The 26572-nt window shown below is 69.6% G+C and carries 23 protein-coding genes and 1 tRNA gene; 18 read left to right on the top strand and 6 right to left on the bottom strand.

The window, feature by feature from the left end:
• The first annotated feature begins 86 nt into the window (after positions 1–86).
• Positions 87–160 (top strand) — tRNA-Pro (locus ACSUPV_RS04970).
• Positions 161–226: 66 nt separating this feature from the next.
• On the opposite strand, the gene ACSUPV_RS04965 is transcribed toward ACSUPV_RS04970, so the two are convergent.
• Positions 227–1489, bottom strand: a complete 1263-nt coding sequence (locus tag ACSUPV_RS04965; RefSeq protein ID WP_436947001.1) for an FAD-dependent monooxygenase — start codon at positions 1487–1489, stop codon at positions 227–229.
• Positions 1490–1731: 242 nt separating this feature from the next.
• Between ACSUPV_RS04965 and ACSUPV_RS04960 the strand changes: the two genes are divergently transcribed.
• The 3 genes from ACSUPV_RS04960 to ACSUPV_RS04950 all read left to right on the top strand — a co-directional run bounded on the left by ACSUPV_RS04960 (position 1732) and on the right by ACSUPV_RS04950 (position 4429).
• Positions 1732–2394 carry an NUDIX domain-containing protein gene (locus ACSUPV_RS04960; RefSeq protein WP_037770471.1) on the top strand — a complete coding sequence of 221 codons (663 nt, stop codon included), beginning with the start codon at positions 1732–1734 and terminating at the stop codon, positions 2392–2394.
• Between the two features lie 88 nt (positions 2395–2482).
• Positions 2483–3466, top strand: coding sequence for an aldo/keto reductase (locus tag ACSUPV_RS04955; RefSeq protein WP_031112824.1), 984 nt, complete (start codon positions 2483–2485; stop codon positions 3464–3466).
• A 144-nt stretch (positions 3467–3610) separates the two neighbouring features.
• Entirely contained in the window at positions 3611–4429 is an 819-nt protein-coding gene (locus ACSUPV_RS04950; RefSeq protein ID WP_031112826.1) for a DUF427 domain-containing protein, read from the top strand.
• Positions 4430–4465: 36 nt separating this feature from the next.
• On the opposite strand, the gene ACSUPV_RS04945 is transcribed toward ACSUPV_RS04950, so the two are convergent.
• Positions 4466–5566, bottom strand: coding sequence for a hypothetical protein (locus ACSUPV_RS04945; RefSeq protein ID WP_436947000.1), 1101 nt, complete (start codon positions 5564–5566; stop codon positions 4466–4468).
• Positions 5567–5799: 233 nt separating this feature from the next.
• Positions 5800–6540: a TetR/AcrR family transcriptional regulator gene (locus ACSUPV_RS04940; RefSeq protein ID WP_031112828.1), complete on the bottom strand. Its 741-nt coding sequence runs from the start codon at positions 6538–6540 to the stop codon at positions 5800–5802.
• Positions 6541–6683: 143 nt separating this feature from the next.
• On the opposite strand from ACSUPV_RS04940, the gene ACSUPV_RS04935 reads away from it, so the two are divergent.
• From ACSUPV_RS04935 to ACSUPV_RS04910, 6 genes are all read left to right on the top strand, one after another.
• Positions 6684–8006: a DegT/DnrJ/EryC1/StrS family aminotransferase gene (locus tag ACSUPV_RS04935; protein WP_078651163.1), complete on the top strand. Its 1323-nt coding sequence runs from the start codon at positions 6684–6686 to the stop codon at positions 8004–8006.
• Entirely contained in the window at positions 8006–9064 is a 1059-nt protein-coding gene (locus tag ACSUPV_RS04930) for an LCP family protein (protein WP_078651162.1), read from the top strand. The genes ACSUPV_RS04935 and ACSUPV_RS04930 overlap by 1 nt, the downstream gene beginning before the upstream one ends.
• Before the next feature lie 123 nt (positions 9065–9187).
• A complete protein-coding gene (locus ACSUPV_RS04925; RefSeq protein ID WP_436946999.1) occupies positions 9188–10663 on the top strand; it encodes a lipopolysaccharide biosynthesis protein in 1476 nt (491 codons plus the stop codon).
• Complete coding sequence (locus ACSUPV_RS04920) at positions 10660–11862, top strand: glycosyltransferase (RefSeq protein WP_436946998.1); 1203 nt, start codon at positions 10660–10662, stop codon at positions 11860–11862. Before ACSUPV_RS04925 ends, ACSUPV_RS04920 begins: the two co-directional genes overlap by 4 nt.
• Entirely contained in the window at positions 11859–12890 is a 1032-nt protein-coding gene (locus ACSUPV_RS04915; protein WP_436946997.1) for a glycosyltransferase family 2 protein, read from the top strand. Before ACSUPV_RS04920 ends, ACSUPV_RS04915 begins: the two co-directional genes overlap by 4 nt.
• Positions 12891–12936: 46 nt before the next feature.
• Positions 12937–13953 carry an NAD-dependent epimerase/dehydratase family protein gene (locus ACSUPV_RS04910; RefSeq protein WP_359790378.1) on the top strand — a complete coding sequence of 339 codons (1017 nt, stop codon included), beginning with the start codon at positions 12937–12939 and terminating at the stop codon, positions 13951–13953.
• Here ACSUPV_RS04910 and ACSUPV_RS04905 read toward each other — a convergent pair.
• Together ACSUPV_RS04905 and ACSUPV_RS04900 are read right to left on the bottom strand one after the other, a co-directional pair.
• Positions 13911–15326: an O-antigen ligase family protein gene (locus tag ACSUPV_RS04905; protein ID WP_436946996.1), complete on the bottom strand. Its 1416-nt coding sequence runs from the start codon at positions 15324–15326 to the stop codon at positions 13911–13913. The genes ACSUPV_RS04910 and ACSUPV_RS04905 overlap by 43 nt on opposite strands.
• A gap of 18 nt (positions 15327–15344) precedes the next feature.
• On the bottom strand, positions 15345–16901 hold the full coding sequence (locus ACSUPV_RS04900; RefSeq protein WP_436946995.1) for a Wzz/FepE/Etk N-terminal domain-containing protein: 1557 nt from the start codon (positions 16899–16901) through the stop codon (positions 15345–15347).
• Here ACSUPV_RS04900 and ACSUPV_RS04895 point away from each other — a divergent pair.
• The 3 genes from ACSUPV_RS04895 to ACSUPV_RS04885 are packed head-to-tail and all read left to right on the top strand — an operon-like array spanning position 16900 to position 19680.
• The gene (locus tag ACSUPV_RS04895; RefSeq protein WP_051649445.1) at positions 16900–17961 is read left to right on the top strand and encodes a glycosyltransferase; all 1062 of its coding nucleotides are present in this window, start codon (positions 16900–16902) and stop codon (positions 17959–17961) included. The genes ACSUPV_RS04900 and ACSUPV_RS04895 overlap by 2 nt on opposite strands.
• 28 nt (positions 17962–17989) lie before the next feature.
• The gene (locus ACSUPV_RS04890; protein WP_382610000.1) at positions 17990–18733 is read left to right on the top strand and encodes a sugar transferase; all 744 of its coding nucleotides are present in this window, start codon (positions 17990–17992) and stop codon (positions 18731–18733) included.
• A complete protein-coding gene (locus ACSUPV_RS04885) occupies positions 18733–19680 on the top strand; it encodes an NAD-dependent epimerase/dehydratase family protein (protein WP_037770454.1) in 948 nt (315 codons plus the stop codon). The genes ACSUPV_RS04890 and ACSUPV_RS04885 overlap by 1 nt, the downstream gene beginning before the upstream one ends.
• A gap of 14 nt (positions 19681–19694) precedes the next feature.
• On the opposite strand, the gene ACSUPV_RS04880 is transcribed toward ACSUPV_RS04885, so the two are convergent.
• Positions 19695–20657, bottom strand: a complete 963-nt coding sequence (locus ACSUPV_RS04880) for a class I SAM-dependent methyltransferase (protein WP_436946994.1) — start codon at positions 20655–20657, stop codon at positions 19695–19697.
• A 129-nt stretch (positions 20658–20786) separates the two neighbouring features.
• On the opposite strand from ACSUPV_RS04880, the gene ACSUPV_RS04875 reads away from it, so the two are divergent.
• The 5 genes from ACSUPV_RS04875 to rfbB are packed head-to-tail and all read left to right on the top strand — an operon-like array spanning position 20787 to position 26570.
• Entirely contained in the window at positions 20787–22124 is a 1338-nt protein-coding gene (locus ACSUPV_RS04875; protein ID WP_078651159.1) for a glycosyltransferase, read from the top strand.
• 54 nt (positions 22125–22178) lie between these two features.
• Positions 22179–23504 carry a UDP-glucose dehydrogenase family protein gene (locus ACSUPV_RS04870; RefSeq protein ID WP_037770614.1) on the top strand — a complete coding sequence of 442 codons (1326 nt, stop codon included), beginning with the start codon at positions 22179–22181 and terminating at the stop codon, positions 23502–23504.
• Positions 23505–23521: 17 nt separating this feature from the next.
• A complete protein-coding gene (locus tag ACSUPV_RS04865) occupies positions 23522–24499 on the top strand; it encodes a UDP-glucuronic acid decarboxylase family protein (RefSeq protein WP_078651158.1) in 978 nt (325 codons plus the stop codon).
• Positions 24496–25563, top strand: coding sequence for a glucose-1-phosphate thymidylyltransferase (locus ACSUPV_RS04860; RefSeq protein ID WP_037770439.1), 1068 nt, complete (start codon positions 24496–24498; stop codon positions 25561–25563). Before ACSUPV_RS04865 ends, ACSUPV_RS04860 begins: the two co-directional genes overlap by 4 nt.
• Positions 25560–26570, top strand: coding sequence for a dTDP-glucose 4,6-dehydratase (rfbB, locus tag ACSUPV_RS04855; RefSeq protein WP_037770437.1), 1011 nt, complete (start codon positions 25560–25562; stop codon positions 26568–26570). Before ACSUPV_RS04860 ends, rfbB begins: the two co-directional genes overlap by 4 nt.
• The last annotated feature ends 2 nt before the right edge of the window (positions 26571–26572 follow it).

The following is a 26572-nucleotide window of genomic DNA, read 5'->3' as shown; positions in this document are numbered from 1 at the left end:
GCGCCCGGGCCGCTTTCGGCGCGGCCAGGGGTGTGGGGTAAAGTGCTGTTCGCGCGATCACGCGGTTCACCGCGGGTGGCGCGCACCGGGACGTGGCGCAGCTTGGTAGCGCACTTGACTGGGGGTCAAGGGGTCGCAGGTTCAAATCCTGTCGTCCCGACGGTGCGGAAGGCCTCTGCGGGCAGTTGCCCGCGGAGGCCTTTTCCGTGCCCGGTGGATTCGAGGATCAAGACACCCGGTGTCCGTAGAGCCAGTCCAGTCGGCGGTGGTACACGCGGGGAGCCAGTTTCCCGAGGAACCACAGGGGCAGGTGGGCGAAGCGGCCGCCCTGGTGGAAACGCTGCCCGTTCTGACGCGATCCGGCCTGGACACGTGCGGTGCGCGGTCGCCTGGTCGCGGCGTACGAGCGCAGCGCCCGCGGCACGTCGCCGGGGCGTTCGAGTCCCTGTGCTTCGAGTCCCTGTGCTTCGAGTCCCTGTGCCTCGAGCCGGTGTGCTTCGAGCCGGTCGGCGAGGACCTGCGCGTCCTCGATGGCCATGGTGGCGCCCTGGGCCAGGTAGGGCAGCATCGGATGGCAGGCGTCACCGAGGAGCGCGACCCGTCCGTCGGTCCAGTTCTCCAGAGGCTCGCGGTCGAACAGCGCCCAGCGGTAGTGGGCGTCGGCCTCGCGCAGGACGGTGGTGACCGTGGGGTGCCAGCCCGCGAAATCGGCCAGTGCGTCCTCCTGGGTGCCGCGCTCGGTCCAGGACTCGCCCCGCCACGCGTCGCGCTCCACCACGGCCACCAGATTGGCCAGCGCCCCACCCCGGAGCCGGTAGGTGATCGCATGGCGTCCCTCGCCCACCCAGAGGCACGCGGTGGGCGGCGGCGCGTCACGCCCCAGACGCTCGATCGGGACGGTGACCCGCCAGGCGACGTGACCGGTGAACCGGGGCTCGCCGGTCCCCAGCATCTGTCCGCGGATCACCGAGTGGATGCCGTCCGCGCCGACGAGCAGGCTGCCGCTGACGCGGCGGCCCGAGTCGAGCACCGCAGTGACCTGCTCCGGGTCCTGCTCGTAGCTCCGCACCGCCGACCCGGTGCGCAGGGTGATGTCCAGGCCGCTGCCGGTCGTCGCGGCGAGGAGGGCGTCGAGCAGGTCCGCGCGGTGGACGTGCAGGTAGGGGGCGCCCCACCGCCGTACGGCCGTCTCGGCGAGCTCGATGCGGAACACGTGCCGGCCGGAGCGGCCGAGCCGCATCTCGACCGCCTCGGGACGGAACGTCGTGGGCAGCAGCCGGTCGAGCACGCCCAGGGAACTCAGCACGCGCACCCCGTTGGGGCTGAGCTGGATGCCCGCGCCGACCTCCCCGACGGCCGCCGCCTGCTCCAGCACCGTCACACGCCACCCGGTGCGGCCGAGGGCGAGCGCGGTGGTCAGCCCGCCGATACCGGCCCCGACGACGACCGCGTGTTTCGTGCTCCGGACCGTTTCCACGCGTGTTTCCATGCGTCCTCCCCCGTGAGGTGAATCGGATCGCCGCGGCCGTGCGGGCCTCCCCGCTAGGGCTCGGCGCCGGCCCTCACCGTCTCCCGGCCGACGGGGCGGCGGGCAGGCGCAGACACGCCACGCCGTCGTGCCCGGGCCCCGGGCCCCCGGGCCGCCCCGGAACGTACGGCGACGGACGACCCCCGGATGGTAGAAGCGGGCATGACCACTTCTCCTGTCTTCCCCCGCCCGGCCGGTGCCCGATGACCGCCGGCATCGACACCCCCGACCGCAGGGGCCGCACCGGACTCGACCGCACCGGCCGGGACCTGACCGGCAACCCCCGCGTCAAGGTGCGCGACGTGAAGCTCCTGTCCAGCCACTGGTACGTCGAACGGACCACGACCTTCGACTTCCGGCACGCCGACGGCACCTGGAGCACCCAGGAACGCGAGACGCACGACCGCGGCAACGGGGCGACCATGCTGCTGTACGACGCCGAACGCGAAACCGTCCTGCTCACCCGCCAGTTCCGCTTCCCCGTGTACGTCAACGGACACCCCGACGGCATGCTCGTGGAGACACCGGGCGGCCTCCTCGACGACGATGACGAGCACCCGGAGATCGCGGTCCGGCGCGAGGTCGTGGAGGAGACCGGCCACACCATCGGCGCGGTCCGGCACGTCTTCGACGTCTACATGAGCCCCGGCTCGGTCACCGAACGCGTCAGCTTCTACGCCGCCGCCTACGGCCCGTCGACCCGCACCCACGAGGGCGGCGGCCTCGGCGAGGAGGGCGAGGACATCGAGATCCTCGAACTGCCCTTCCGCAGGGCCCTGGAGATGATCCGCACCGGGGAGATCGCCGACGCGAAGACCATCATGCTGCTGCAGTGGGCGGCGTTGGAGGGGCCGTTCGCGAAGTGAGCGGGTAAGCCCTTGACTTGAAGTGCGCTTCAAGCTGAAGACTCCCGTTCGTGTCCCGAGACCCGGGGCGCGTACGGGAGGAGCAGCCATGAAGTACCGCACGATCGGCACGGACCCGCGGACCCGCCGCGAGGTGAGCGTGCTCGCGCTCGGCACGATGCTGTTCGGCTCGGTGACGGACGAGAAGACGTCCTTCGCCGTGCTCGACCGCTACGTCGAGGCCGGCGGCACCTTCATCGACACGGCCGACAACTACGCCTTCTGGACCGACGGCGGCCAGGGCGGGCAGAGCGAGGAACTCCTCGGGCGCTGGCGGCGCAGCCGCGGCATCGGCGACGAGATCGTCATCGCGACCAAACTCGGCGCCCGCCCCCTGGCCCCCGGCACCAGCTACATCGACAACCGGGAGGGTCTGTCGGCGAAGGTGATCCGCGAGTCGGTGGAGCGCAGCCGCGAGCGGCTCGGCATCGAGAAGCTGGACCTGCTGTACGCGCACATCGAGGACCACACCGTCCCGCTCCAGGAGACCGTCGAGGCCTTCGGCTCCCTGGTCGCCGAGGGCACCGTCGGACTGCTCGGCGTCAGCAACCACGCCACCTGGCGCGTCGAGCGGGCCCGGGCCCTCGCCACCGCGGCCGGACTGCCCGGCTACGAGGTGCTCCAGTACGCGCACACCCACCTGCGCCCCCGCACCGACGTGCCCGACGACCTCTTCCCGGACGGCAGCCTCGGCCACGCCGGCCCCGACCTCCTGAGTTACCTGAGGGCCGAACCGAGCCTCACCCTGGTCGCGTACTCACCCTTGCTGAAGGGGGCCTACAGCCGCCCGGAACGACTGCCCGCCGACTTCGACCATCCCGGTACGCCGGCCCGGCTGGCGGCACTGCGCGACGTGGCCCGCGAGACCGGGGCGACCCTCAATCAGGTGGTGCTCGCCTGGCAGCTCGGCGGCGAACTGCCGATCGTCCCGCTGGCCGGGGTCTCCTCGGTGGCCCAGCTGGAGGAGAACCTCGCCGCGGTGGACCTGGAACTGACCGCCGGGCAGCGGGCGAGGCTGGACGCGGCGCACTGAGCTCGTGGGACCGTGGAGGGAACCGGTCATCCGGACATCGGTCACCCGGGCATCGGTCATCCGGACATCGGTCATCCGGACATCGGTCTCTGGACATCGGTCTCTGGACATCGAACATTCGGACCTCCGGAAGGAGCACCGGCCATGACCACCCACCCGGCCCACCCCGCCGCCCGATCGATCAGGACCACCCCCGAAGGCCTCCTGTGGGAGCCCAGCGAGCGCTGGGTGCGCGGCCGAACCGGCGACATCACCGTCGTCGACAGCCGGCACCCGGTGCTCGTCTGGGAGCCCCACCTGCCCGTGCCGCAGTACGCCTTCCCGCGCGACGACGTCCGCACCGACCTCCTCCGCCCGGCGAAGAACCCGCCGACGGGCACCCACACCGGCTCGCAGATCTTCTACGACCTCCAGGCCGACGCAGACGTACGGCCGAACGCGGCATGGACCTTCCCCGCCGACGACCTGGCCGACCACATCGCCTTCGAGTGGTTCCGGCGCGCCGACACGGGCCTCGACCACTGGTACGAGGAGGAGGAAGAGATCTTCATCCACCCCCGCGACCCGCACAAACGCGTCGACGCCCTGCCGAGCAGCCGCCACGTCCGGGTCGAGATCGGCGGCCAGGTCGTCGCGGACACCCACGCCCCCGTCCTGCTCTTCGAGACCTCCCTGCCGACCCGCTACTACCTCCCCCGCGAGGACGTCCGCCCGGACCTGTTCGACGCCACCGACCACAGCACCGGATGCCCCTACAAGGGAACCGCGACGTACTGGTCCTGGCGTGGCGAGGGCGATGTACCGCCCAACATCGTCTGGAGCTACCCCGACCCGCTGCCCGCGGTGGCCGCGATCAAGGACCGGCTCGCCTTCTACAACGAGGCGGTCGACATCACCGTGGACGGCGAGCGCCTGGAACGGCCCGTCACACCGTTCAGCGCGATGCTGCGCCGGAGGCCATGAGGGCCTACGCGCGTGAAGAGAGACAAGGCCCGCCCGTCAGACCTGCATGGAGTCCGGTTCATCATCGGTGATCTGCCTGGTCACACCGATGAAGGTGTTACCGGTCGACGTGCCCAGAGCGCCCTTGTAGTTGTAGATGGCCCACTGCATTCCGTTGAACGTGTTGTCGTACACATGCGCGCCGATGTGGTAGTTGATGCTGACCCCGAACCGGTTCGCATTCCCGATGTCGTGGATGTTGTTGTTGTAGACGTTCAGGTTCTTCGCGGCGTTGAACGGGCCGTCGCTCATTCCAATGATCAGGATGCCGTCCGTGAATCTGCTTCCACTGATGTCATTGTCGTGGATGGCGATGTTGTCGGCTGCCGCGTTCTGGAATCCGCTGTACACGATACCCGGCAACGTGCCCGTGCCGGTCGTGGATCCGCCGATGATCGTGTTGTGGTGAACGGACACGTCGGACAGGGTGTCGCTGGACGAGTTGGGCTCAAGGTCAATGGGGCCGGGCATCCCGGAACGCGAACACTTGGTGAAGGTATTGCCGTGCACTTCGATATGTGTACCCGTGATGACCGAAACACCGTTTCGATTGAAGTAGTCGGATGAGAACGTGTTGTTCGGCCCGATAATGCAATTCTTGGCGGAGCTTCCGATGTTCACGTAGACGCCGTCGCCGATGATGTTCCTGAACTCGCAGTTCTTGACGGTCACGTTGCTCATGTTCCCGTGGATTCTCAAGCAGTGGCGGAACTGAGACCAGGTGGCTCCCTGGTTTGCCGCACGTCCGTCGAACTTGAGGTTGTCGATCGTGACGCCTGATCCGCTCACCCTCAGTATCTCGTCGCTTTGCATGGCCGACGAGGTGGAGTTGTCCGGGAAGCGCAGGGTCGAACCGTTGCCCTCGACGTAGCAGTTGGCCGGGATCGACAGCGAAGTGACCGTGTACGTGCGCCCCGCAGGAAAGACAAGGCGCTTCCCTTCGGCGGCGTCGGCCGCCAACTGGGGTGTGGCGTAGTCCGTGACGAGAACCCTGCCGCTGCCGCTGGAGGGGAGTCGCACTGCGGCCAGAAGAGGGACCGACGTCAGAGCCAGCATCGACCTGCGGGTCATGGGGCGGGAATTCTTGAAAATCTTCACTGGCGACCTCTGTGATCAGAATGAATCCGGAAACTCCGTGTGAATAATTCAGCGGCCGACGCCACTCGCCGCATTGTACCCCGCTGAATCCACAGGCCTTCGTGTCGGAAACTGGCCCCTCGTGTGAGCCACTAATGATCATTATCCGTCAGTGGGCGTAACCCGCGACAGGTGGCCGCTCAGACTCCGAAATGGCGGAGGCGGTATGGGAATTGTTCCCGCACGCCGTGCTTCTACTTCCGGGCGAACCGGTCGAGCAGTGCGTCCAGCCCGGCCATCAGGTCCTCGGGGCCGCCCCGTTCGACGAGCGAGGTGGCGGTCGCCCGGAGCGTGGGCAGCTCCTGCGGTGACAGGCGGTGCAGGCCGAGACGGAAGGCGGGGTCCGGTTCATCAGGGTTGTCCACCATGGGGCGCAGCTCCACGGAAATGTAGCCGAGCAGCCAGGCGGTGAAGGAGCGGAAGACGGAAGAGGCGGTGGCCTCGTCGTAACCGGCCTCCCCCAGGAGGGTGAGCACGCGTTCATGGTCCCTGAGGACGGCCGAGGGGCGCCGTGCCAGCGGTACCGCCAGCATGCGAGTGGAGAGGAGCGGCACCGCCTGCGGGTGCGCGAGGCAGACGTCGTAGGTGGCTCGCGCGATGCGGTGGAGCTGCGTGCGCCACGCCGGCGCCTCGGCGGTGGCCCGGGCCGGCGGCTCGATGCTCAACCGTTCCTCCAGTTCGAGGTACAGGGCCTCGACCAGGCCGTCCAGGAGGGCGTCCTTGCTCGCCGCGTACCGGTAGAGCGCCATCGCCTCCACGCCGAGTTCGGCGCCCAGACGGCGCATGCTCAGCGCGCCCAGTCCCTCCCGGTCCACCAGTTCCAGAGCGCTGGCCAGCACGCGCTCCCGGCTCAGCCGGCCGTAGCGCCCGCGGTCGCTCGCCCGGCGCGCCGGGCCCCTCCCCGTCCGCCGTACCCCGGCCTCTTCTTCGGCCATGCGTTGCCTCCAGCAGGTCTGCCCGAACGGTGGTCGTGCTCCTGTTGACTCTACGCAGCAACCGGAGGAATCTGTACGTATACGTCGTAAATATACGGGATAGCGGGCTGGATCCCGGAGAAGGCAGCACAGGGGAGTAGGCCATGACAATCCACAGGCTGCGGCCCCGGCAGCGACCGGTCGGACGCGGCCGACCCCCCGCTCTCGACGGCGCGCCGCTCGCACCGGAGTCCGCAGTCGAGAAGGTGCCCTTCGCGGTGACGCGGATCAGTCCGGAGGCCCGGCGAGCGGCACAGGAAGTGCTCGCCTCGGGCTGGGTGACCACCGGTCATGAGACGGAACTCTTCGAGAGCGAGTTCGCGGCGTACGTCGAAGCCGAACACGCCATCGCGGTGAGTTCGTGCACGGCAGCGCTCGAACTGGCGCTGCGTGCCCTGCGGCTCCCGCCCGACGCGACGGTACTGGTCCCGGCGGTGACCTTCTGCGGCGCGGCCCACGCGGTCCTGCACGCCGGGCTCCGGCCGGTGCTGGTCGACATCGATCCGCGCACAGCGACCCCGACTCCGGCCACGGTCGCCGAAGCGGTCCGGAGCTGCGGACGCCCCCAGGCGATGATGGTCCTGCACTACGCAGGAGCCCCGGCACCGGTGGCCGCGCTGGCGGAGGCCGCGCGGCTGCCCCTGGCGCGGGTCGTCGAGGACGCCGCCCACGCCCTGGGCACCTCTGTGGGCGACCTGCCGGTGGGAAGCCTGTCCAGAGCGACCTGCTTCAGTTTCTACGCCACCAAGAACCTGCCCATCGGAGAGGGCGGCATGGTGACCACGGACGACGCGGAACTGGCCGCGGGGATCCGTCGCGCAAGGCTCCACGGCATGTCCGCCGACGCCTGGCGGCGCATGCTGCCGGGCGGACGCTGGCGGTACACCGTCGAGGAGGCCGGCCTGAAGGCCAACATGACGGATGTACAGGCTGCCATCGGGCGGGCCCAGCTCCAGCACTTCGAGGAGTGGCAGCGACGGCGGCACGCCCTGGCCGCACGGTACGACAAGGCGCTCGCGGTCGTTCCGGGGATCGAGCCGCTGGACGTCCCCGCCCCGGGGCGGCACGCCCGTCACCTGTACGTGGTGCGGGTGCTGGCGGAGTACGGGACCGGCCGTGACGAACTGGTCGAGGCGCTGGCGGCGCGCGGCATCGGTACCTCCGTCCACTTCATTCCCCTGCACCACTTGCCGCACTTCCAGCGCACTGCCCTCACTCCGCCCGATGGCCTGCCGGGGGCCGAGCTGCTCTTCCCCCAGTTGCTGTCCCTCCCTCTGCACCCCTTCCTCAGTGAGGCGGCGGTCGACCGGGTCTGCGGGGAACTCGCCCGGCTCACGCCTGATCGGCCCACCGGACCGCACGCTCACCCGAGCAGGCCGACTCGGCCTCGTACCGCCATGGCCCGCCCGTACGGGGAAGGCCGCTGATGTTCGCGCGCCGCCGGCGGGACCAGCGGCCGCCCGGACAGGCTCCGGGAAGCGGCGGACGGCCGCGCCGCCGGCTGCGGACCCTGCTGGTGTGCCTGGTGATCGCGGTGGCCGGTCTGCTGGCGCTCGGTGCCGGCGGCGTGTGGTGGGCCACCAACCACTACGGCGACCAGGTGGAGCGGATTCCCCACGCGTTCCCCGACGGCCCGCGGCCCCCAAAGCCGGACGATCCGGAGGGCAAGAACAACCACGGCACCACTTTCCTGCTCGCCGGGCTCGACAGTCGCTCCGCGAAACCCACCACCGGGGGCAACGCCGTGGCCGACCTCTGGAAGGCCGGAGCCCAGCGAAGTGACACTCTGATGCTGGTTCACCTCGGCCCCGGCGAGCGCACGTCGTACACCGTGTCGATACCCCGTGACAGCTGGGTGCCCATCCCCGGACACGGATCGGCGAAGATCAACGCAGCCTTCTCCTGGGGCGGCCCGCAGCTCCTCGTCGAGACGGTCGAGCAGCTCACGCGAGTGAGGATCGACCACTTCGCCGTCATCGACTGGCATGGCTTCAGGTCGCTCACCGACGCCGTGGGCGGTGTGCCGATCACTGTGCCCGCGGATTCCTACGACCCGGAGCAGAAACGGCACTTCACAGCGGGAACCCACACCATGAACGGTGAGGAGGCGCTCTCCTACGTCCGGCAGCGCCATGGTCTGCCCGGTGGAGAGCTGGACCGGATCAAACGGCAGCAGCAGTTCCTGCGGGCCCTCATCGGTGAGATACGCGACGACGTGAGCATCACCAACCCCCTGAAGATCGACCGGATGCTCGACGCCATCGCCAGGACCGTGAGCGTGGACGACCAGCTGTCCAACGGCGACCTGCGGGACCTCGTCCTCGGCCTGCGGCACCTGGACTCGGGGGACGCCTACTTCACCACCGCACCGATCGTCCGGTCCGACTTCATCGACCGCCAGTACGTCCTGATCCTCGACCGGGCCGGCCTGCGATCGCTGTGCCACGGGATCGAGACCGGAAACCCGCCCGGGACAAGGAAGTGAGGCGGTCACGTGCGCCTCCGCCGCCATGCGAAGCCGTTCCCGGGCCCTCGGGGCACGCCCGGACCCGGAGAGGCGGCCCACCCGCGGGCTCCCGTCGGCCAGGGACGGACTCTCGTCTCCGGCATGGGCTTCAGCGCACTCGCGCAGAGCGCGCCGCTGCTCACCAACCTGGCGCTGACGCCCGTCCTGATCCATCGGCTGGGACTCGACCGGTTCGGTGTCTGGTCGCTGATCCTGGTGTTCCTGGCCACCCTCACCGTGCTGGACGGGGGAGTCGGCGCATCGCTCGCGCGCTTCTACGCCTACCACGGCGCCCGCGGCGACCGGGACGGCACGGGGCGACTGGTCGTCGGGTCGGTGGCGGTTTTCCTGGCGCTCGGCGCCCTCGTCACCGGACTCTGCGCGCTGATCGGACCCGTCGTGGTGAGCGCCCTCGACGTGCCACCGCGGCTGACGGAGGAAGCCGAGCAACTGCTGCTGATCCTCGGCCCGCTCCTCACCCTGGCCCTGGTCTCCAACTCCGCCATCGCGCTGCTCCAGGCGAACGCCCGCTTCCGCAGCCTGGCGTCCGTCAGCGCGGGATCCTGTCTGACCTACGCGGTCGCGGTGGTCGTACTCGTCGACGGCGGGCAAGACCTGCTGCTGCTCGCTGTTCTGACCACCATGAGATACGCCCTGGTGACGGTCGGTGGCTTCTGCGCGGGGGCGCGGCACATCCGCATCCGGCGACCGCTGCTGCCGGAGCCGGCCGAGCGGCGCGACTTCATCGGCTACGCCTCCCGCATGCAGTTGTCGGGTTTCACCGTCTTCCTCAACGGGGAGATCGACGCCCTGGTGATCGCCGCGCTGCTGCCCGTGCGGTACGTCGGCATTTTCGCGGCCGGGTACCAGGCGGCGACCGCCCTGCGCAGCCTGCCGCTCTACGCCTTCCCCCCGATCCTCACCCGGATGACGCACGTCTACGCCGCCGGGGGACTCGCCGGAGCAGTACGGGAGTTCCATGTCCTGCAGTCCCGCTGGCTGCCGGCGGTTCTCACCTACGGGGCGGTGACGACCACGGCGGTCGGACCGGCGGTCGTGGTGTGGCTGGGACCCGATCTCGCACTCAGCGGAGCCGTGGCCGCCGTTCTGCTGGCCGGATATGCCGTGCAGGTGGCGTTCACGGGGATGCGTACCTGCTTCGTCCGGGCGATCGGCCGCCCAGGGCTGGAAACCCGGTACTCCTGGTGTTCGACGGTGGTGAACCTGGCGCTCACGGTGCCTCTGACCTTGTTGTTCGGAGTCATCGGTGTGGTGGTGGCGACTTCGATCGGAATCGTCGCGGGTTCCCTGTACCTCGTCGTCCTGTGCCGGAGGCTGGCGCGACTGCGTGAGCGGCGCCTGCCGCGGCGCTGGGTGCCGGCGACCGCGTCGGCCATGCTCACCGCCGGTGTCGGAGAGCTCCTGGTGCTGAGGCTGGGATGGCACGGCGCGCTGCCGCTGCTGCTGGCGGGCCTCCCCGTGCTCGCCGGCCTCGGGATCGCGTGGTCGTTCATGGCCCGCGCCCTCACCGAAGCCCCGCACACGCCGGAGCGAGTGCCTGTGAAGGAGGAAGCATGATGACCCCGACCACTTCGGAAAGGCCCGGTGAGCGGCAGCGCAAGCGGGTCCTGATCGTGGCTCAGCTGGACGGGTACGCCAACAGCGTCAAGCCCCTTGCCATCGAGCGGTTCCTGAGGGAACTCGGGCACGAGGTGCGCCTGGTGGACACCAACTACCTGGCCCGGGCGTCCAGTACCCCTGGTTCCCCCGGCCGGATGCTCCCCGGGTCCCTGCGCCCGGCGAAGCTGGCCCTGTACGCGAACGACATCGCGTCCAGGGTGCTCACCCGGCGGTGGGGTTTCGGACGGCGTCACCTCTCGTACTACGTGCTGCTGAGCGACCACCGTCTGCGTCGGCGCATCCTCCGGACCGACCTGGCACTCGACGACTTCGACCTCGTCATCTGTGAGACCCCTTTCGACGCGGGTGTCCTCACGACGGGCACCTCGGCCGAGACCCTCTACGACTGCCCCAACCCCTGGGCTGACGAGGTGTTTCACGAGGGCCGGCTCACGGGTTGGCAGCATCGGAGGTTCCGCGGCTGGGAAAAGGACTTCCTGGAGGGAATGGAGCACCTCTCGTTCTCCTGGGAGACCTACGGCCGGTACGCCCAGAAGCACTACGGGCTCAGCGGGGACAACTTCCTCCAGCTCAACTGGGGCTGTACCCCCTCGGACACCCGGGCGCGGTTCGCACGTCCGGCGCGCGTGGCCTACGTCGGCTCCCTCAGCGGTGAGTTCATCAACCTCCCCCTGCTGGGACGGCTCAGCCGGCTGTACCCCCACATCGATGTCTACGGCGGCCCGCCTCCGGACCCGTCCCTCGGCATCCGGTACCGCGGCTACGCGTCACCGGATGTCCTGAGCGACTATCAGTTCGGGCTGATCACCTGTACGCGGGACCCGATCCGGGAGGAGGGCTTCTCGGCCAAGCATCTGCACTATCTGGCCCACGGGCTCCCCGTCCTGGTCCCGGCCTGGCGACGTCACCTCGACCTTCTCCGCGGATCGGTGCCCTACACAGAGGAGGACTTCACCACCGTCATCGACGCGCTGAGTGACGAAACACGGTGGACCGCGGTCAGCGACGCGGCTTACGAACAGGGACGGCGACTGGACTGGAACCGGACCCTGGAGCCGCTGCGACAGCTGCTCGACGGATCGCCCGGGCGACCGGAGCGGGACTCCGCGGCGGCAGGCAGGTACGGGTTCGCATGACCACCCCGGGGCGGCATCTCACGGCCGACATCGTGATCGTCAACTGGAACGCCGGACGTCACCTCCAGAACTGTCTGCACTCCATCGCCCGAGCCGACCGGTCGGTGCTCCGCGTCCGCAGGGTGGTGATCGTCGACAACGCGTCGAGCGACGGCTCGGAGCGGGACCCGCACGTCCCCGGTCTGCCCGTCCGGTGGGTGCGCAACAACGAGAACCTCGGCTTCGCCCGGGCTTGCAACCAGGGTGCGGCCTTGTGCGACTCGGAGTTCCTGCTCTTCCTGAACCCGGACACCGAGCTCTGTCCGGACACGCTGCGGATCACCGGTGAGTTTCTGCGGACCCCCGCCGCGGGAGGCTTCGGGATCTTCGGGGCGCGCATGGTGGACGAACAGGGACGTCCGCAGCTCTCCTGCTCCCGGTTCCCCAGCCCGCGTATCTTCGCCGGCCGGATGACAGGGCTCGACCGGCTGGTGCCCGCCGTCTTCCCGCCCCAGCACATGCGGCCGGAGGAACTGTCCCGCTCGGGCCCGGTCGATCAGGTCATCGGCGCGTTCTTCCTGGTGCGCCGCTCCCTGTTCACCGAACTGAACGGTTTCGACGACGGCTACTTCCTGTATCTGGAGGAGGTCGACTTCGCTTTGCGGGCGCGGCGGTTGAACTGGCCCTCGTACCACATCAAGGAAGCGCGGGTCTATCACGCCGGACGTGTCAGTTCGGCCCAACTCGGACCGTGGCGGCATTATCTGCTGCTGTGCAGCCGCACCCGCTTCATGTTCCGGAACTGGCCGAAACACCAGGCATGGCTGCTGACGGTCATGAGCCTGTCCGTGGAACCGGTGGCCCGGCTGGTGGGGGCGGCACTGCGGGGGCAACGCCCGGAACTCCGGGCCACGATCACCGTGTACCGGGAATACCTGCGGTGGTTTCGCCGTGGTCCCGAGCTGCCCCCGACCCCGCCCGAGATCGCACGGCGTCGTCAGTCGGGCGACACCGCAGTTTTCGCGCGCCCGAGCGCGAAAGGCGTCTGACGGCATGAAAGAACTCATCGCACTGAGTCCCGGTAATGCGTAACCGATGAAACGGCCGGAAGGCAAGAAAATGAAGATCACACGGGTTCTCGTCACGGGCGGGCAAGGTTATCTGGGTTCTCTCGTCAACGAGACGCTGTCCCGCAGTGGACTCGAGGTGGTGTCACTGGACAGCGGCCACGTGTCGGACACGCGGGCCGCCCTGCCTCATGTGACGTACGAGCAGGGGGACGTGCTGGAACCGGCCTCCTGGCAGACGGCTCTGGCGAATGTCGACGCGGTGGTCCATCTTGCCGCGATCGTCGGAGATCCCGCGTGCGGGGTGGACGAGGATCTGGCCATGCGGACGAACTACCTGGGGACGATCCGGGTCGTGGAGGCGTGCAGAAGGTTCGGCGTCGGCCGGATCGTCTTCGCGTCCACCTGCAGCAACTACGGGAGCACCGAAGGAGGACAGGCCGACGTCTGGTCTCCCCTCAATCCCCAGTCGGTGTACGCGCAGACCAAAGTGCTGGCGGAGCACTACCTTCTCTCACCGCACGCGAACGGGCCGGAGCCCTGCATCCTGCGCTTCGCGACCTTGTACGGGCTGTCTCCCCGCATGCGCTTCGACCTGGCCGTGAACATCATGACGGCCAGTGCCGTCGCCCAGGGGCACCTCGTGGTCCACGGAGGGTCCCAGTGGCGGCCCTTCCTCCATGTGCGTGACGCTGCTTCGGCGATCCTCAAGTGCCTTCACACGAAGCCGGGTTCGACGGCCGCGGTGTACAACTGTGGCTCGAACAACGAGAACTATCTGATCAAGGATCTCGCCGAGCTGATCCAGCAGGAGGTGCCAGGTTCGGTCGCCGACGTTCTCGGGGAGTCACTGGACCCGCGGAACTACCGGGTGGATTTCTCCCTCATCCGGCAGGCCCTTTCGTTCACCAACCGTTTCCGGGTGGTCGACGGCATACGCGAGATACGCCAAGCGATGATGAACGGCGCGTACGAGGACTACCTGTCACCTCGGTACAGCAATTATCTGCGAGCCCTTGACCTGTCGAAGCAAGGCGTTTCGTGACGCGTGCCGACCGGAGGCACTCGCCCCTGGGATACGGATGTCTCCGGCGCATGCGTCGTCGTGCTCCCGCGCGTACCGGTCGGGACGAGCGTGGCCGCAAGGAGGGTGAACGTCAACGCATTGCTGATGCCGAAGGCCCACGGGCGTTCCATGACCGAGCTCAGCAGAACGGGGAACAGGACGCAGGCAATGGTGGGTATTCCCCTGGTTCCGTCCCGGAAGACGAGATATGCCAGCAGGATGAGGAGGAGAACGGCTCCGATGAGGCCGCCGGCGTACGCCACGTCGATCCATTCGTTGTGCAGGGAGGGCGAGACGGCGGCGGGAATCTCGCCCTGCGGGTACTTGGCCGACCAGGCCTTGCCCCCGTACCCGACCAGTGGTGAGTCGGCCCACTCCTCCTTCGCCATGTCCCAGATGGAGGCACGCAGCCTCAGGTCGCCGAACATCGCATGACGGAGCGGCACGACGACACCGAGGACGGCTGCGGGGAGAAGGACGGACACGGCCAGGAGGCTGCGTCCGGGCATACCGCGTGCGACCCCTCGGGTCTCCTCGTCACGGAGTCGGGGACGCAGCACGGCCAGCAGTACCACGGTGGCGACCGCCGCTGTTCCGGCGAGCACACTCCCTGTGGCGGCCGCGAGAAAGGCGAGGTAGCACGCCAGGACGATCCGTACTGTGCCGCGCAGACTCAGCCAGGCGAAGGGGATGCACAGGAGCAGCATCAGGCCCAGGATGTTCTCGTTGGTGAAGACGCCCGCGTAGTGGATTCCGAGAACACTGCACGCGTTGTCAGCGCGGCAGGGGCGTAGGACGTCGGCCGGTTCCATGAGCGCCTGGATCCCGCCCATCGTGGTGTACACCATGGCGACGGCGGTGCCACCAAGGAGCGCCGAGCGTCCTGGACGCCCGACCGCTGCCGCGAGCAGGGCCGCCAGCAGCGTGAGCTGTCTGGGACTCCACAGGGGCTGACCGTTGAGGCCGTCGGACGCTCCGAGGGTCAGGACGATCGTGAAGGCGATGAGCGGTGCGGCGTTGATCCGGGCGCGTGCGACCAGCAGCCGGTAGAGGACGAAGGCCACACATACGCCCAGCAGCAAGCCGTTGGAGACCACGGCGATCTGGTGCACCCACCCCGGCGAACCGATCACGGTGCGGCCCAGGGGGTCAAGTTGCTCCTGCCGGCCCGAGCCGATCACATACGCCGCGGCGTCCACGTTGGCCAGCACTCCGACCAGCAGGACCAGAGTCGCGGTGAGGTCCCAGTCCCTGAAGGTGCGGGCCCTGAGGAAGGCTGCCGCCCACGGGATCAGGGCCAGCAGGGACAGGAGGCCGATGATCAGCACCGAGGTGGACTGCTCCTGCGACATGCGGAGCCTCCCTGTGCCTTAACGGCGGTGCCCGGCCGGGGAACGGACACCAGCGGACACCCGTCCCGGTTCGCCGTCGGGAACCGGCGCCGGCCGGCGGTCGGAGACCGGAGCGTGGCTTCGCTCCCTCGCCTCGCTGCCAGGGCGCCGTCCGGGGAATCTCTCGGCGGGCACGCCGGTGAGAACGGCACCCATCACGCGCGCGTGGACGGAGGTCAGGCTTTCGAGCGCACGGTGCGCCAGGCCGTAGCGGATCTTGCCGGCCCGGAGGACGAGGAGCACGGCCTCGGTCGCCGGGGCGAGGATCGCCGCATCGGCGTAGGGGAGCAACGGAGGGCTGTCCAGCACCACGAGATCCGCGTCGGACTCGAGAGTCCGCAGCAGCTGCGTCATGCGCGGAGACGAGAGCAGTGCGCTGGGATCCGGTGCTGGAGTGCCGGCTGCCAGCACCCGCAGCAGCCCGTCGCCCCAGCTCTGGAGGGCGCCGTCGAGTGGTGCCTCACCGGTGAGGACGTCCGCCAGTCCGGCTGTTCCGGCCAGGCCGAGTGTCCGAGCCAGCTGCGGTCGGCGTAGATCCGCCTCGACGAGGACAACGCGTCGGCCGGTCCGCGCGACGTTGACCGCCAGGTCGAGGGCGGTCGCGGTCCTGCCCTCGCGGGGCAGGGCGCTCGCGATCAGCAGCGAACTCGGCACGCGCCCGTCGGAGGAGGAGGGAAGACGGGCGCGAAGCTGGCTCAGCGCCTCGTCCCGGGGCGTTCCGCCGGCGACCGGGCCGGTATGAGCGCCTCGCCGGACGGGTTTCGGCAGTGCGCCCACCTCCGGGAGACCCAGGCGGCGGCGGACGTCGCCAGCCGATCGGACGGTGGTGTCGAGTGACTGACGCAGTACGGCGCCGGTGATACCGACGACGAGACCGCAGAGCAGCCCGATCGCCAGGTTCAGCGCCGGACGCGGGCTCGTGGGCGCCGACGGCGGCCCGGGCTCACCGACGACGCTGGCCTTGATCACGGGTGGCGCGTCGCTGGCCGCCTTCTCAATGCTGTCGATGTATTTCGTGAACTGGACGGCGGTCTCGTCGGCGATCGCCTGTGCGCTTGCGGCGGACCTCTCCTGTACCCGGATGTCGACCAGGGTCGTGTCGAGTGGCGCCTGCGCGCTGATCTTCTTCGCGAGTTGCCCGGTCGTGGTCTTCAGGTCCAACTCGGCGATGACGGCCTCGAGCACCGTGGGGCTGTTCGCGATCCTCGTGTACGACTTCACCCGTTGCTGGGTGAACAGACCGCCCGCGTAGGCGTCGGCGCTGTCCTTGTCATTGGTGGCGACGAACAGCTGCGCCTTCGCCGTGTACGTGGGTGGCGTCATGACTGTCACGGCGACGGCCGCGGCCAGTCCCAGCAGGCCGCACACCATGACGATTCTCCACCGCCGGCGCAGCACGTCGATGAATTCCCGGAGGTCCATGGAACCCTCCATCCGTCCGGACGGCCGCCTTGACTCACAGGTGGACGACAAGGCATATTTTGGTTTACGGCGTAAATGTACGATATCAGCGTCGAGCGTGGAATGTGAAGCCATGGACCGTCATCCGAGCCACTGCGCGGTCACTCCCTACAGCCGCAGAGCCGGCAGCTCACGGGTCCGTGTCTTCGAATGGCTGGACCGCGTCGACGCGGACTTCACCGTGAGCGCCTACGCCTCGCTGGCCGACGCCGCGCCCTCCCGTCTGGCCCGCCATCCCCTGGCCGTGGCACGGGCGGAACTGCGCCTGCACCGGCTCGCCACCGCGCGCCCGAGGCGCCTGCTGCTGCACCGGGAGGCATCCCCGCTCAGCCGCGGCTGGTGGGAGCGGCGCCTGCTCTCGAGCGCGGAGTTCGCCGTGTACGACTTCGACGACGCCCTCCAGTGGGACCAAGACGGCGGTCTGGCGCGCAGGCTGGCGCCCAAGGCCGCCAAGGCGCGGGCGGCCGTGCACCACGCCGACCGTGTCATCGCGGGCAACGACATCCTCGGGGACTGGGCCGCGCACCACCATCGCGACGTCGTGGTGATCCCCAGTTGCGTGGAGCCGGAGGACTACGCGCCAAAGACCTCTTACGCCCTGCATGACCCACCGCGGCTCGGCTGGATCGGCTCGCGCGACAACGAGGCGTACCTGCTCCTGATGGCCGGAGCGCTCGAAGAGATCCACCGGCGCAGCGGCGCCCGCCTGACGCTCGTCGGCACGACACGGCGCTCACTCGGCCGCTTGGAGGCCTTCGTCGACCGGGTCGCCTGGAGCCCGCACACCGAGCGAACCGTGCTGTCCGGCATCGACATCGGCCTGATGCCCCTGCCGGCGACCCGTTACAGCCTGGGCAAGTGCGGCTACAAGCTGCTCCAGTACGGCGCCGCGGGTGTGCCGTCGGTAGCCAGCCCCCTCGGGGTGAACGCCGACATCCTGCGCCGGTTCCGGATGCCGGCCGCCCGCGACGACGGTGAATGGACCGAAGCGATCCTGGGGCTGCTGGACGGCTCGGACGCCGTCCGGGAGCGGCTGGGGCACGGTGCCCGGGCCGTCGTGAGACGGCGGTACTCCTACGACGCCTGGCTGTCCCGCTGGACGGCGGCTCTGGAACTTCCCGCGGCGGCGTCATGACGACGGCAGTCAATGAAGGGACACCCCCATGGACACCACTGGTCACCTGGACACCACTGGTCATCCGCAGCAGCAGGTTCTCCCGCACATGACGCCGGTGCCTCTCACCGTGCCGCGCCGCGCCCTGGACGTAGTCGTTTCGCTGGTGCTGCTCGTCCTTCTGTCACCGCTGCTGCTGGTCCTGACCGTCCTGGTGCGCAGCACGAGCGGCGGACCGGCGATCTTCCGGCAGCGGCGCATGGGGGAGGGGGCGCTCGAGTTCACTCTCTACAAGTTCCGCACCATGCGGCAGGACGCCGCGGGCCCCGGCCTCACCGGAATGTCAGACCCCCGTGTGACCGCTGCGGGCCGGCTGCTGAGGCGCTTCGGCCTGGACGAACTGCCGCAACTGTTCAACGTCCTGCGCGGGGACATGACGCTGGTGGGCCCGCGCCCCGAGGCCGCCGAACTGGCTCACCGCTACCCGCCCCAGTACCACTGGGTGTTCCGTCACCGCCCCGGACTCACAGGGCCGTGCCAGCTTCGCTCACGTTCCGACGCGGCGCTGCTGGACGGCAGGCCTGATCCGGAGAGGTACTACCTCGAGGTCATGCTCCCGCGCCGGGCCGCGATGGACGCGGAGCTTCTGGCGCGCATCACCCCCTTCACGGTGCTGCGCCTTGCCGCGCGCACACCGTGGTATCTCCTGTCCGCCGCCTGGGACCGGCCCCGGGGTTCTTGCGCCGGGGCGGCCGGTGACGTGGCGCGGTGCACCGAGGGAGGCCGATCCTGATGCGTGCCGTCGTGACCGGGGCAGCCGGATTCATCGGCTCCCATCTCTGCGAACACCTGCTGTCCTGCGGCGACGACGTGACGGGCGTCGATGCCCTCACGGACTTCTACGACCCCGTGCGCAAGCGGCAGAACCTCCGCCCTCTGCTCGGCCGGGACCGTTTCACCTTCCGGCAGGACGATCTGCTGGCGGTGCCGCTGGAGCCGCTCTTCGCCGATGCCGACGTGGTCTTCCACCTCGCGGGGCAGCCCGGCGTACGAGGGTCCTGGGGACCGGAGTTCGCCGTCTACGTGGAGCGCAACATCCTCGTCACCCAGCGCGTCCTGGAAACGGCCCGCGCCACACAGCTGGCACGGCTCGTGTACGCCTCCAGCTCTTCGGTCTACGGGGATGCCGAGGCGTACCCGACCGGAGAGGCGGTGCGCCCCAGACCGGTGTCTCCGTACGGCGTGACCAAACTGGCCGCAGAGCACCTCTGCGAGACGTATCGCACCGCTTTCGGGGTGCCCGCCGTCTCCCTTCGCCTGTTCAGTGTCTACGGTCCCGGGCAACGACCCGACATGGCGTTCTCCCGGCTGATCACCGCGGCCCTCGCACATCAGACCTTCACCTTGTACGGAGACGGTGAGCAGAGCCGGGACTTCACCTACGTCGCGGATGTGGTGACCGCCATGCGCGACGCCGCGTACTCCTCGTGGAGCGGTGTGGCGAACGTGGGAGGCGGATCCGAGGTGACGATGAATCAGGTCATCGGGCTGCTTCGGCTGCTGGGCGCCTCCGTACGTGTGGTGCGGGCACCTCGTGCGCCCGGAGACGCCCGCCGCACCGCCGCTGACATCACGGTCGCCCGTGAGGCCTTCGGCTTCCGGCCCTCGACGGGCGTACGGGACGGTCTCGCGGCCATGATCGCGGCCGCCGCCGCGCGTCAGCCGGTGCCTTCCCTGTGATCGCCGAGGCGGCGTCAGGACTGTGCTCCGCGGTAGTAGGTCAGGATCTCCGCGGCCGACATCTCGCCGTCCCGCTTGCGCCCCAGGAAGTAGAAGGCGGTGGCATCGTCCATCGCGTAGCGCTCGGGCACCAAGGCGTTCAGGGCGCTCAGCCAGAACAGCAACGCCCGCGTCGCGCGGCCCGCGAGAGCCGAACGAGTCAGTCCGCGGACCAAGTGGTCGACGCTCAAGAGCAGTTGGGTGCCCGGACCGGTGATGGGGCCGGAGGCGAGTTCCTCGAAGCGGCGGAAGAGGTAACGGTGGCCGCTCGCGGTGAACCGCGTGAAGTCGTGGGCACCGGCGTGGACTTGCTGCAAGAACGGGGTTTCGGCGTACACGAGCCCACGGTCCCGCAGGACCCGGTGGATCTCTGCGACAACCCGGGGCGGATCGAGTACGTGCTCCAGTACGGCCTGAACGAGCACCGCGTCGACGCTCGCCGGGGGCAGCGGAATCTGGTGGGCGTCCGCGATCAACTGGGTCACGGGACCGCCCACGATGTCAAATCCGATCACTTGCACGTGCGGATCCCGGTAGATCGCGCCCACGCCGTTGCCGACGGTGGCCCCACCCACGACGAGCAGCCGCGACGCGCGGCCGGGAAGTGCGCGCAGCAGGAGATCGATGTTCCGGGCCGCTGCGCGATTGGGCGGTTTGAGGATGCGGCGCAGCGGCGCCGGAAGTCCGTCGGCGCCGGCGGGGCGCGCCCCTCGGGAGTTCGTGCCGCCGGACGTCGCGATGAGCGCCTCGCGGTCGACGACGCTGCGCTCGAAGTCGACGAGGACCGGCCACCGGCCGGCGACGGGAAACGCCAGGGGTGCGTGGTAGAGGCAGTCGGGCCTGGTGCAGTTGAAGCCGCCGGGCCGTGCCAGCAGTGGTGCCAGGCAACGAGGGCAGACCAGGAGACGCTCGATCGCGTTCACGTCGGCGAGGGCCATGGGCGTTCCTTCCGGCGCGCTTCCGGTTGGTCACATATGACCAGCTTCTGACGGATTGACCCGTGGCGCCTGATAGGCGAAGATGTACGTATACGTCGTAAATATACGCATTCGAGGCGGTGGTCGATCATGACGAAGGGGACGCTCGTGACCGGCTCGGGGCGGTCCGCCGCAGGAGCCGCAAGCTGGCCCGCCGCGCCCCCGCAGGTGGCCCCGGTGGTGACGCTGCCGACACCACCGCCGCTGCCGCGCATCAAGGTCCTTCACGTGATCACCCGCTTCACGGCGGGAGCGGGTGGCAACACCCTGCTGTCGGCAGAGGGAATGGACCCCGAGCGGTACGAGGTGTGGATCGCCGGGGTCCCGGGGGGTGACCTCTGGGAGCGGGCGCGTGCCGCCGGACTGCGCACGGTCCAGGTGCCGGGATTCCGTCACACCCTGACCCCCGTGGACCTTCTGGTGCTCTGGAGGCTGGTGCGTCTCATGCGCCGCGAGCGGTTCACCGTCGTGCACACCCACTCGGGCAAAGGCGGATTCCTGGGGCGGGCCGCCGCACGGCTGTGCCGCACACCGGTGGTGGTGCACACCTTCCACGGCTTCAGCTTCCACCCGTACATGTCCCGCCGCAGGCGGACGGCGTACCGCTGGCTGGAGCGTGCGACACGGCGCTTCACGCATCGGTTTCTCGCCGTCGCGCCCCGCGTGGCGCAGGAGGCGGTCGAAGAGCGCCTGGCCCCGCCGGGCCGGGTCCATGTCGTGCCGTCAGCCGTGGATCTGGGGCACATCCCCGAGCGTTTCGACCCGGTCGCCCGCCATGAGCTGGGCGTGCCGCGCGACAAGCCCCTCGTCGGCACCGTCGGCAGGATCGACTACCAGAAGGCACCTGGGGACTTCATCCGCATGGCGGCCGCGATCCGTGCCGATCACCCGGGCACCGCCTTCGTCATGATCGGCGACGGGCCGCTGGAGGGCGAGGTCCGGCGGCTCGCCGCGGAACTGGATGTCGACGTGACCTTCGGCGGGTACCGGCCGGATGCCTCCTGGCTGGTGGCAGGGCTGGACGTCTTCGTGACGACGTCGCTCTACGAAGGCCTCGGCCGGGCACTCACCGAAGCGCTGGCCACCGCTCGCCCTGTCGTCGCCACGGCTGTGAACGGTGTCCCCGATCTGGTCGAGCACGGTGCCACGGGCCTGCTCGTGCCACCCGCCGACCCGGAGCGCGAGGCACGGGCGGTCACCTGGCTGCTCGACCATCCCGCGGAGGCCGCCGAGATGGGGCAGCAGGGCCGCCGGCGGGTCCGTACCTCCTTCGCGCCCCGCGCGATGTGCGCGGCCGTCGACGACTGCTACCGCGACCTGCTCGGCCTGCCGCCCCTCCCGGAGCAGGCGGCCGGCGGCCCCGGCCGGGCCCAGGGGGCCGCGCCAGGGCCGTTGAACCGAGCAGCAGGGTCCTTGCCCCCTGACTGAACCCGAGCGTCGACCGGCGACATGCCCCCCGACGCGCCCACCACGGAGACCGACATGCGCCTGACTGTCATCGGTACCGGATACGTAGGGGCGGTCCACGCCGCTTGCATGGCGGAGATCGGGCACGAAGTGCTCGGCGTGGACATCGACGCGGAGCGGATCGGCGCCCTCGCCGCCGGCCGGCCACCGTTCTACGAGCCCGGCCTGCCCGGCCTGCTCAAGCGGATGGTCGACACGGGCCGACTGCGCTTCACCACGTCACTGGTCGAAGCCGCGTGGTTCGCCGACACCCACTTCGTCTGCGTCGGCACCCCGCAGCAGCCTGGTTCGGGTGCCTCCGATCTCAGGGATTTCGAGGCCGTCAGGGACGGTCTGGCCCCGTATCTCCACGACAGCGGATACGAAGAAGTCCTGGTCGTCGGCAAGTCCACGGTGCCCGTCGGGACCGCCGCCCGGCTGGCCGGGCTCCTGCACGCCGTCGCCCCCGCTGCCGACGTCGCCTGGAACCCGGAGTTTCTGCGTGAGGGCTGCGCGATCCATGACACCCTGCGGCCGGAACGCATAGTGGTGGGCGTCCGCTCGGAGCACGCCGAAGCGCGGTTGCGGGCCGTCTACGCGCCTCTCCTGGCGGCCGGCACACCGTTCATCGTGACCGACACCGCGACCGCCGAACTCGTCAAAGGGGCCTCGAACTCCTTCCTCGCCACCAAGATCTCCTTCATCAACGCCATGGCCGAGATCTGCGACGCCACGGGCGCGGACGTGCTCACCCTCGCCCGGGCGATGGGCGCCGACTCCCGTATCGGCCCTCGGTTCCTGGCCCCGGGGCTCGGGTTCGGCGGCAGCTGCCTGCCCAAGGACATCAGGGCCTTCGCCGCGCGGGCCGAGGAACTCGGCCTGGGCGAGTCGGTGGCCTTCCTCCACGAGATCGACGAGATCAACACTCGTCAGCGTGAACGCACCATCGCCCTCGCGCAGAAGGCCCTCGGCGGGACCTTCACGGATCGGAACGTCGCGGTCCTCGGCGCCGCCTTCAAGCCCCGCAGCGACGACGTCCGGGACTCGCCGGCGCTCGCCGTGGCGCACGCGATCCGCCGCAGGGGAGCACAGGTCCGCGTCCATGACCCCGAGGCGATCGACAACGCCCGGGCGGCGTACCCCGCGCTCCAGTTCGCACTGGACGTGACCAAGGCATGCGAGCAGGCCGATGTCGTCCTGCACCTGACCGAATGGCCCCAGTACCGGGAGATCGACCCCGTGGCCCTGGCCGCGGTGGTGCGCACCCCGGCCCTGGTCGACGCGCGCAACACCCTCGACCCGGCGGACTGGTGCGCCGCGGGCTGGACGCTGTGCGCGCCGGGCAGACCGAACCTCGGCTGACTGGCGGGAGAGAGATCATGCGCGTCGTGGTGTCCGGCGGGAGCGGCTTCCTGGGGTCCCATCTGTGCGAAGCGCTGTTGCGCCGGAGGGACCGGGTCTGCTGCCTGGACAACTTCTCCTCGGGCCGGGTGCTCAACCTCGCTCCCATGATGAGCAAGCCCGGATTCGAATGCATCCCGGGCGATGTGACCGACCCGCTGAGGGTCCACGGCGACGTCGACGCCGTGGTGCACCTGGCAAGTCCGGCCTCCCCGCTCGACTACGCCCGCCGCCCGCTGCAGACGCTGGCCACCGGCAGCCGGGGCACCGAGAACCTGCTGGAGCTGGCGGTCCGGCACCGGGCCCGCTTCGTCCTGGCGTCCACCAGCGAGGTCTACGGAGATCCGGAGATACACCCGCAGGACGAGGACTACTGGGGGCACGTCAATCCCGTCGGGCCCCGCAGCGTCTACGACGAGGCCAAGCGCTTCGCCGAGGCCCTCACCATGGCCTACCGGCGCAGCCGGGGCGCGGACACCGGGATCGTGCGGATCTTCAACACGTACGGCCCGCGGATGCGCGCGGACGACGGACGGGTGGTGTCCACCTTCGTCACGCAGGCCCTGGACGGGGAGGCGCTGACCGTCTTCGGGGACGGCGGCCAGACCCGCAGCCTCTGCTACGTCGACGACATGGTCCGGGGTCTGCTGGCCATGGTGGATGCCGATCTGCCCGGCCCGGTCAACCTCGGCAACCCCTGCGAGCGGACCGTGCGGGAGCTCGCGGAGCTCGTGTTGATGATCACCGGCTCCGACAGCGGACTGTGCTTCCTGCCGCTGCCCGTCGACGACCCCGTCCGCAGACGCCCCGTCATCACGCGGGCCTTCGAAACACTCGGGTGGCAGCCGCAGGTGCCGCTGGAAGAAGGGCTGCGCCGCACCGTCGCCTGGTTCGCCGCGCGGTCGGACACGTCCGTACCGCCTCCCGATTCCTACGCAGTGGGGTGGCCCTCATGAAAGCACTCGTCCTGTGCGGCGGCGCCGGCACACGGCTCCGCCCCATCACCCACACCTCGGCCAAGCAACTGGTCCCGGTGGCCAACAAACCCGTCCTCTTCTACGGCCTGGAGGCCATCGCCGCCGCCGGGGTCCGGGAGACCGGCATCATCGTCGGGGACACGGCACCGGAGATCCGGGCGGCCGTCGGCGACGGTTCCCGCTTCGGCCTGGACGTGACCTACCTCCACCAGGAGGCGCCGCTCGGTCTGGCCCACGCCGTGCTGATCGCCCGGGACTTCCTCGGCGACGACGACTTCGTGATGTACCTCGGTGACAACTTCATCGTCGGCGGCATCTCCGGCGTGGTCGACGACTTCCGCCGCGAACGTCCCGACGCCCGCATCCTGCTGACCCATGTCTCCGAACCCGCATCCTTCGGCATCGCCGAACTGGACGCGGCGGGCCGCGTGGTGGGCCTGGAGGAGAAGCCCCGGCAGCCCCGCAGCGACCTCGCCCTGGTCGGCGTCTACCTCTTCACCGCGGCCGTGCACGAGGCGGTGCGTGCCATACGGCCCTCCAGGCGCGGCGAGCTGGAGATCACCGACGCGATCCAGTGGCTGATCGACGCCGGCCGGGACGTGCGTGCCACGACGATCTCCGGCTACTGGAAGGACACCGGCAACGTCACCGACATGCTGGAGGTCAACCGGTCGGTCCTGGAGAGCGTCGAGCCGTGGACCGGCGGCAGCGTCGACGCGGCGAGCGAGATCATCGGCCGGGTCCGGATCGAGGACGGGGCCAAGGTGTTCGGCAGCCGTGTCGTCGGTCCCGCCGTCATCGGCGCCGGTACCGTCATCACCGACTCCTACGTGGGACCGTTCACCTCGATCGCCGAGAACTGCCGCATCGAGGACAGCGAGATCGAGTACTCCATCGTGCTGGGGCGCTCGACCGTCAGCGGCACCCACCGCGTCGAGGTCTCTCTCATCGGCCACGACGTCGAGGTGACCCCCGCTCCGCGCACCCCTGCCGTACACCGGCTCGTGCTCGGCGATCACAGCAAGGTGCAGATCCCGTCATGACCACGACCCGCATCCTGGTGACCGGCGGAGCCGGCTTCATCGGCTCGGCCTACGTCCGCGCGCTGCTCGGCCCGAACGGTCCGCCCGACGTCGCGGTGACCGTGCTCGACAAGCTCACGTACGCAGGCAACCCCGCCAATCTGGCCGACGTCCGCGCCGCCGACGGCTTCGCGTTCGTCCGGGGCGACATCTGCGACGCGAACCTCGTCGACGAACTGGTGGCGGCTCACGACCAGATCGTGCACTTCGCCGCCGAGACGCACGTCGACCGCTCCCTCTTCGGAGCCGGCGTCTTCGTCCGGACGAACGTCCTGGGCACCCAGACCCTGTTGGACGCGGCCCTGCGGCACGCACCGAAGATCTTCATCCACATCTCCTCCGACGAGGTGTACGGCTCCATCCGCGACGGCTCCTGGCCGGAGACCGACCCGCTGCGGCCCAACTCGCCCTACTCCGCCTCCAAGGCCGCCTCGGACCTCATCGCGCTGTCCTACCACCGCACGCACGGTCTGGAAGTCCGCGTCACCCGGTGCTCCAACAACTACGGCCCCCACCAGTACCCCGAAAAGATCGTCCCGCTGTTCATCACCCGGCTGCTGGACGGCCGGCCGGTGCCGCTGTACGGCGACGGCCACAACATCCGCGACTGGATCCACGTCGACGACCACGTGCGCGGTATCGAACTCGTCCGCACCCGCGGTCGGCCGGGCGAGATCTACAACATCGGCGCCGGTGACGAACTGTCCAACCTGGACCTGACCGGGCTGCTGCTCCACGCATGCGGCGCCGACTGGGCGGACGTGCGGTTCGTCGAGGACCGCAAGGGTCACGACCGGCGTTACTCGGTCGACTCCACGAAGATCCGCACGGAACTCGGGTTCGTACCGCTCAAGGACCTGGCCACGGGGCTCACGGAGACCGTCGCCTGGTACCGGACGCACCGCTCCTGGTGGGAGCCGCTGCAGCGGCGGGCGGACCGGCAGGACAGGTTGCCTCTCCTGCCCTGATT

Origin of the sequence: Streptomyces sp. SudanB52_2052, from assembly GCF_964272415.1 — a bacterium.
GTDB classification, from domain to species: Bacteria; Actinomycetota; Actinomycetes; order Streptomycetales; family Streptomycetaceae; genus Streptomyces; species Streptomyces olindensis.
This window is presented reverse-complemented; position numbering and strand designations above follow the sequence as displayed.

Excerpts from the sequence above, each read along its gene's own strand:
- ACSUPV_RS04965 (WP_436947001.1), bottom strand. The coding sequence starts at position 1,489 with ATGGAAACACGCGTGGAAACGGTCCGGAGCACGAAACACGCGGTCGTC.
- ACSUPV_RS04960 (WP_037770471.1), top strand. The coding sequence starts at position 1,732 with ATGACCGCCGGCATCGACACCCCCGACCGCAGGGGCCGCACCGGACTC.
- ACSUPV_RS04955 (WP_031112824.1), top strand. The coding sequence starts at position 2,483 with ATGAAGTACCGCACGATCGGCACGGACCCGCGGACCCGCCGCGAGGTG.
- ACSUPV_RS04950 (WP_031112826.1), top strand. The coding sequence starts at position 3,611 with ATGACCACCCACCCGGCCCACCCCGCCGCCCGATCGATCAGGACCACC.
- ACSUPV_RS04940 (WP_031112828.1), bottom strand. The coding sequence starts at position 6,540 with ATGGCCGAAGAAGAGGCCGGGGTACGGCGGACGGGGAGGGGCCCGGCG.
- ACSUPV_RS04935 (WP_078651163.1), top strand. The coding sequence starts at position 6,684 with ATGACAATCCACAGGCTGCGGCCCCGGCAGCGACCGGTCGGACGCGGC.
- ACSUPV_RS04930 (WP_078651162.1), top strand. The coding sequence starts at position 8,006 with ATGTTCGCGCGCCGCCGGCGGGACCAGCGGCCGCCCGGACAGGCTCCG.
- ACSUPV_RS04925 (WP_436946999.1), top strand. The coding sequence starts at position 9,188 with ATGGGCTTCAGCGCACTCGCGCAGAGCGCGCCGCTGCTCACCAACCTG.
- ACSUPV_RS04920 (WP_436946998.1), top strand. The coding sequence starts at position 10,660 with ATGATGACCCCGACCACTTCGGAAAGGCCCGGTGAGCGGCAGCGCAAG.
- ACSUPV_RS04915 (WP_436946997.1), top strand. The coding sequence starts at position 11,859 with ATGACCACCCCGGGGCGGCATCTCACGGCCGACATCGTGATCGTCAAC.
- ACSUPV_RS04910 (WP_359790378.1), top strand. The coding sequence starts at position 12,937 with ATGAAACGGCCGGAAGGCAAGAAAATGAAGATCACACGGGTTCTCGTC.
- ACSUPV_RS04905 (WP_436946996.1), bottom strand. The coding sequence starts at position 15,326 with ATGTCGCAGGAGCAGTCCACCTCGGTGCTGATCATCGGCCTCCTGTCC.
- ACSUPV_RS04895 (WP_051649445.1), top strand. The coding sequence starts at position 16,900 with ATGGACCGTCATCCGAGCCACTGCGCGGTCACTCCCTACAGCCGCAGA.
- ACSUPV_RS04900 (WP_436946995.1), bottom strand. The coding sequence starts at position 16,901 with ATGGCTTCACATTCCACGCTCGACGCTGATATCGTACATTTACGCCGT.
- ACSUPV_RS04890 (WP_382610000.1), top strand. The coding sequence starts at position 17,990 with ATGGACACCACTGGTCACCTGGACACCACTGGTCATCCGCAGCAGCAG.
- ACSUPV_RS04885 (WP_037770454.1), top strand. The coding sequence starts at position 18,733 with ATGCGTGCCGTCGTGACCGGGGCAGCCGGATTCATCGGCTCCCATCTC.
- ACSUPV_RS04880 (WP_436946994.1), bottom strand. The coding sequence starts at position 20,657 with ATGGCCCTCGCCGACGTGAACGCGATCGAGCGTCTCCTGGTCTGCCCT.
- ACSUPV_RS04875 (WP_078651159.1), top strand. The coding sequence starts at position 20,787 with ATGACGAAGGGGACGCTCGTGACCGGCTCGGGGCGGTCCGCCGCAGGA.
- ACSUPV_RS04870 (WP_037770614.1), top strand. The coding sequence starts at position 22,179 with ATGCGCCTGACTGTCATCGGTACCGGATACGTAGGGGCGGTCCACGCC.
- ACSUPV_RS04865 (WP_078651158.1), top strand. The coding sequence starts at position 23,522 with ATGCGCGTCGTGGTGTCCGGCGGGAGCGGCTTCCTGGGGTCCCATCTG.
- ACSUPV_RS04860 (WP_037770439.1), top strand. The coding sequence starts at position 24,496 with ATGAAAGCACTCGTCCTGTGCGGCGGCGCCGGCACACGGCTCCGCCCC.
- rfbB (WP_037770437.1), top strand. The coding sequence starts at position 25,560 with ATGACCACGACCCGCATCCTGGTGACCGGCGGAGCCGGCTTCATCGGC.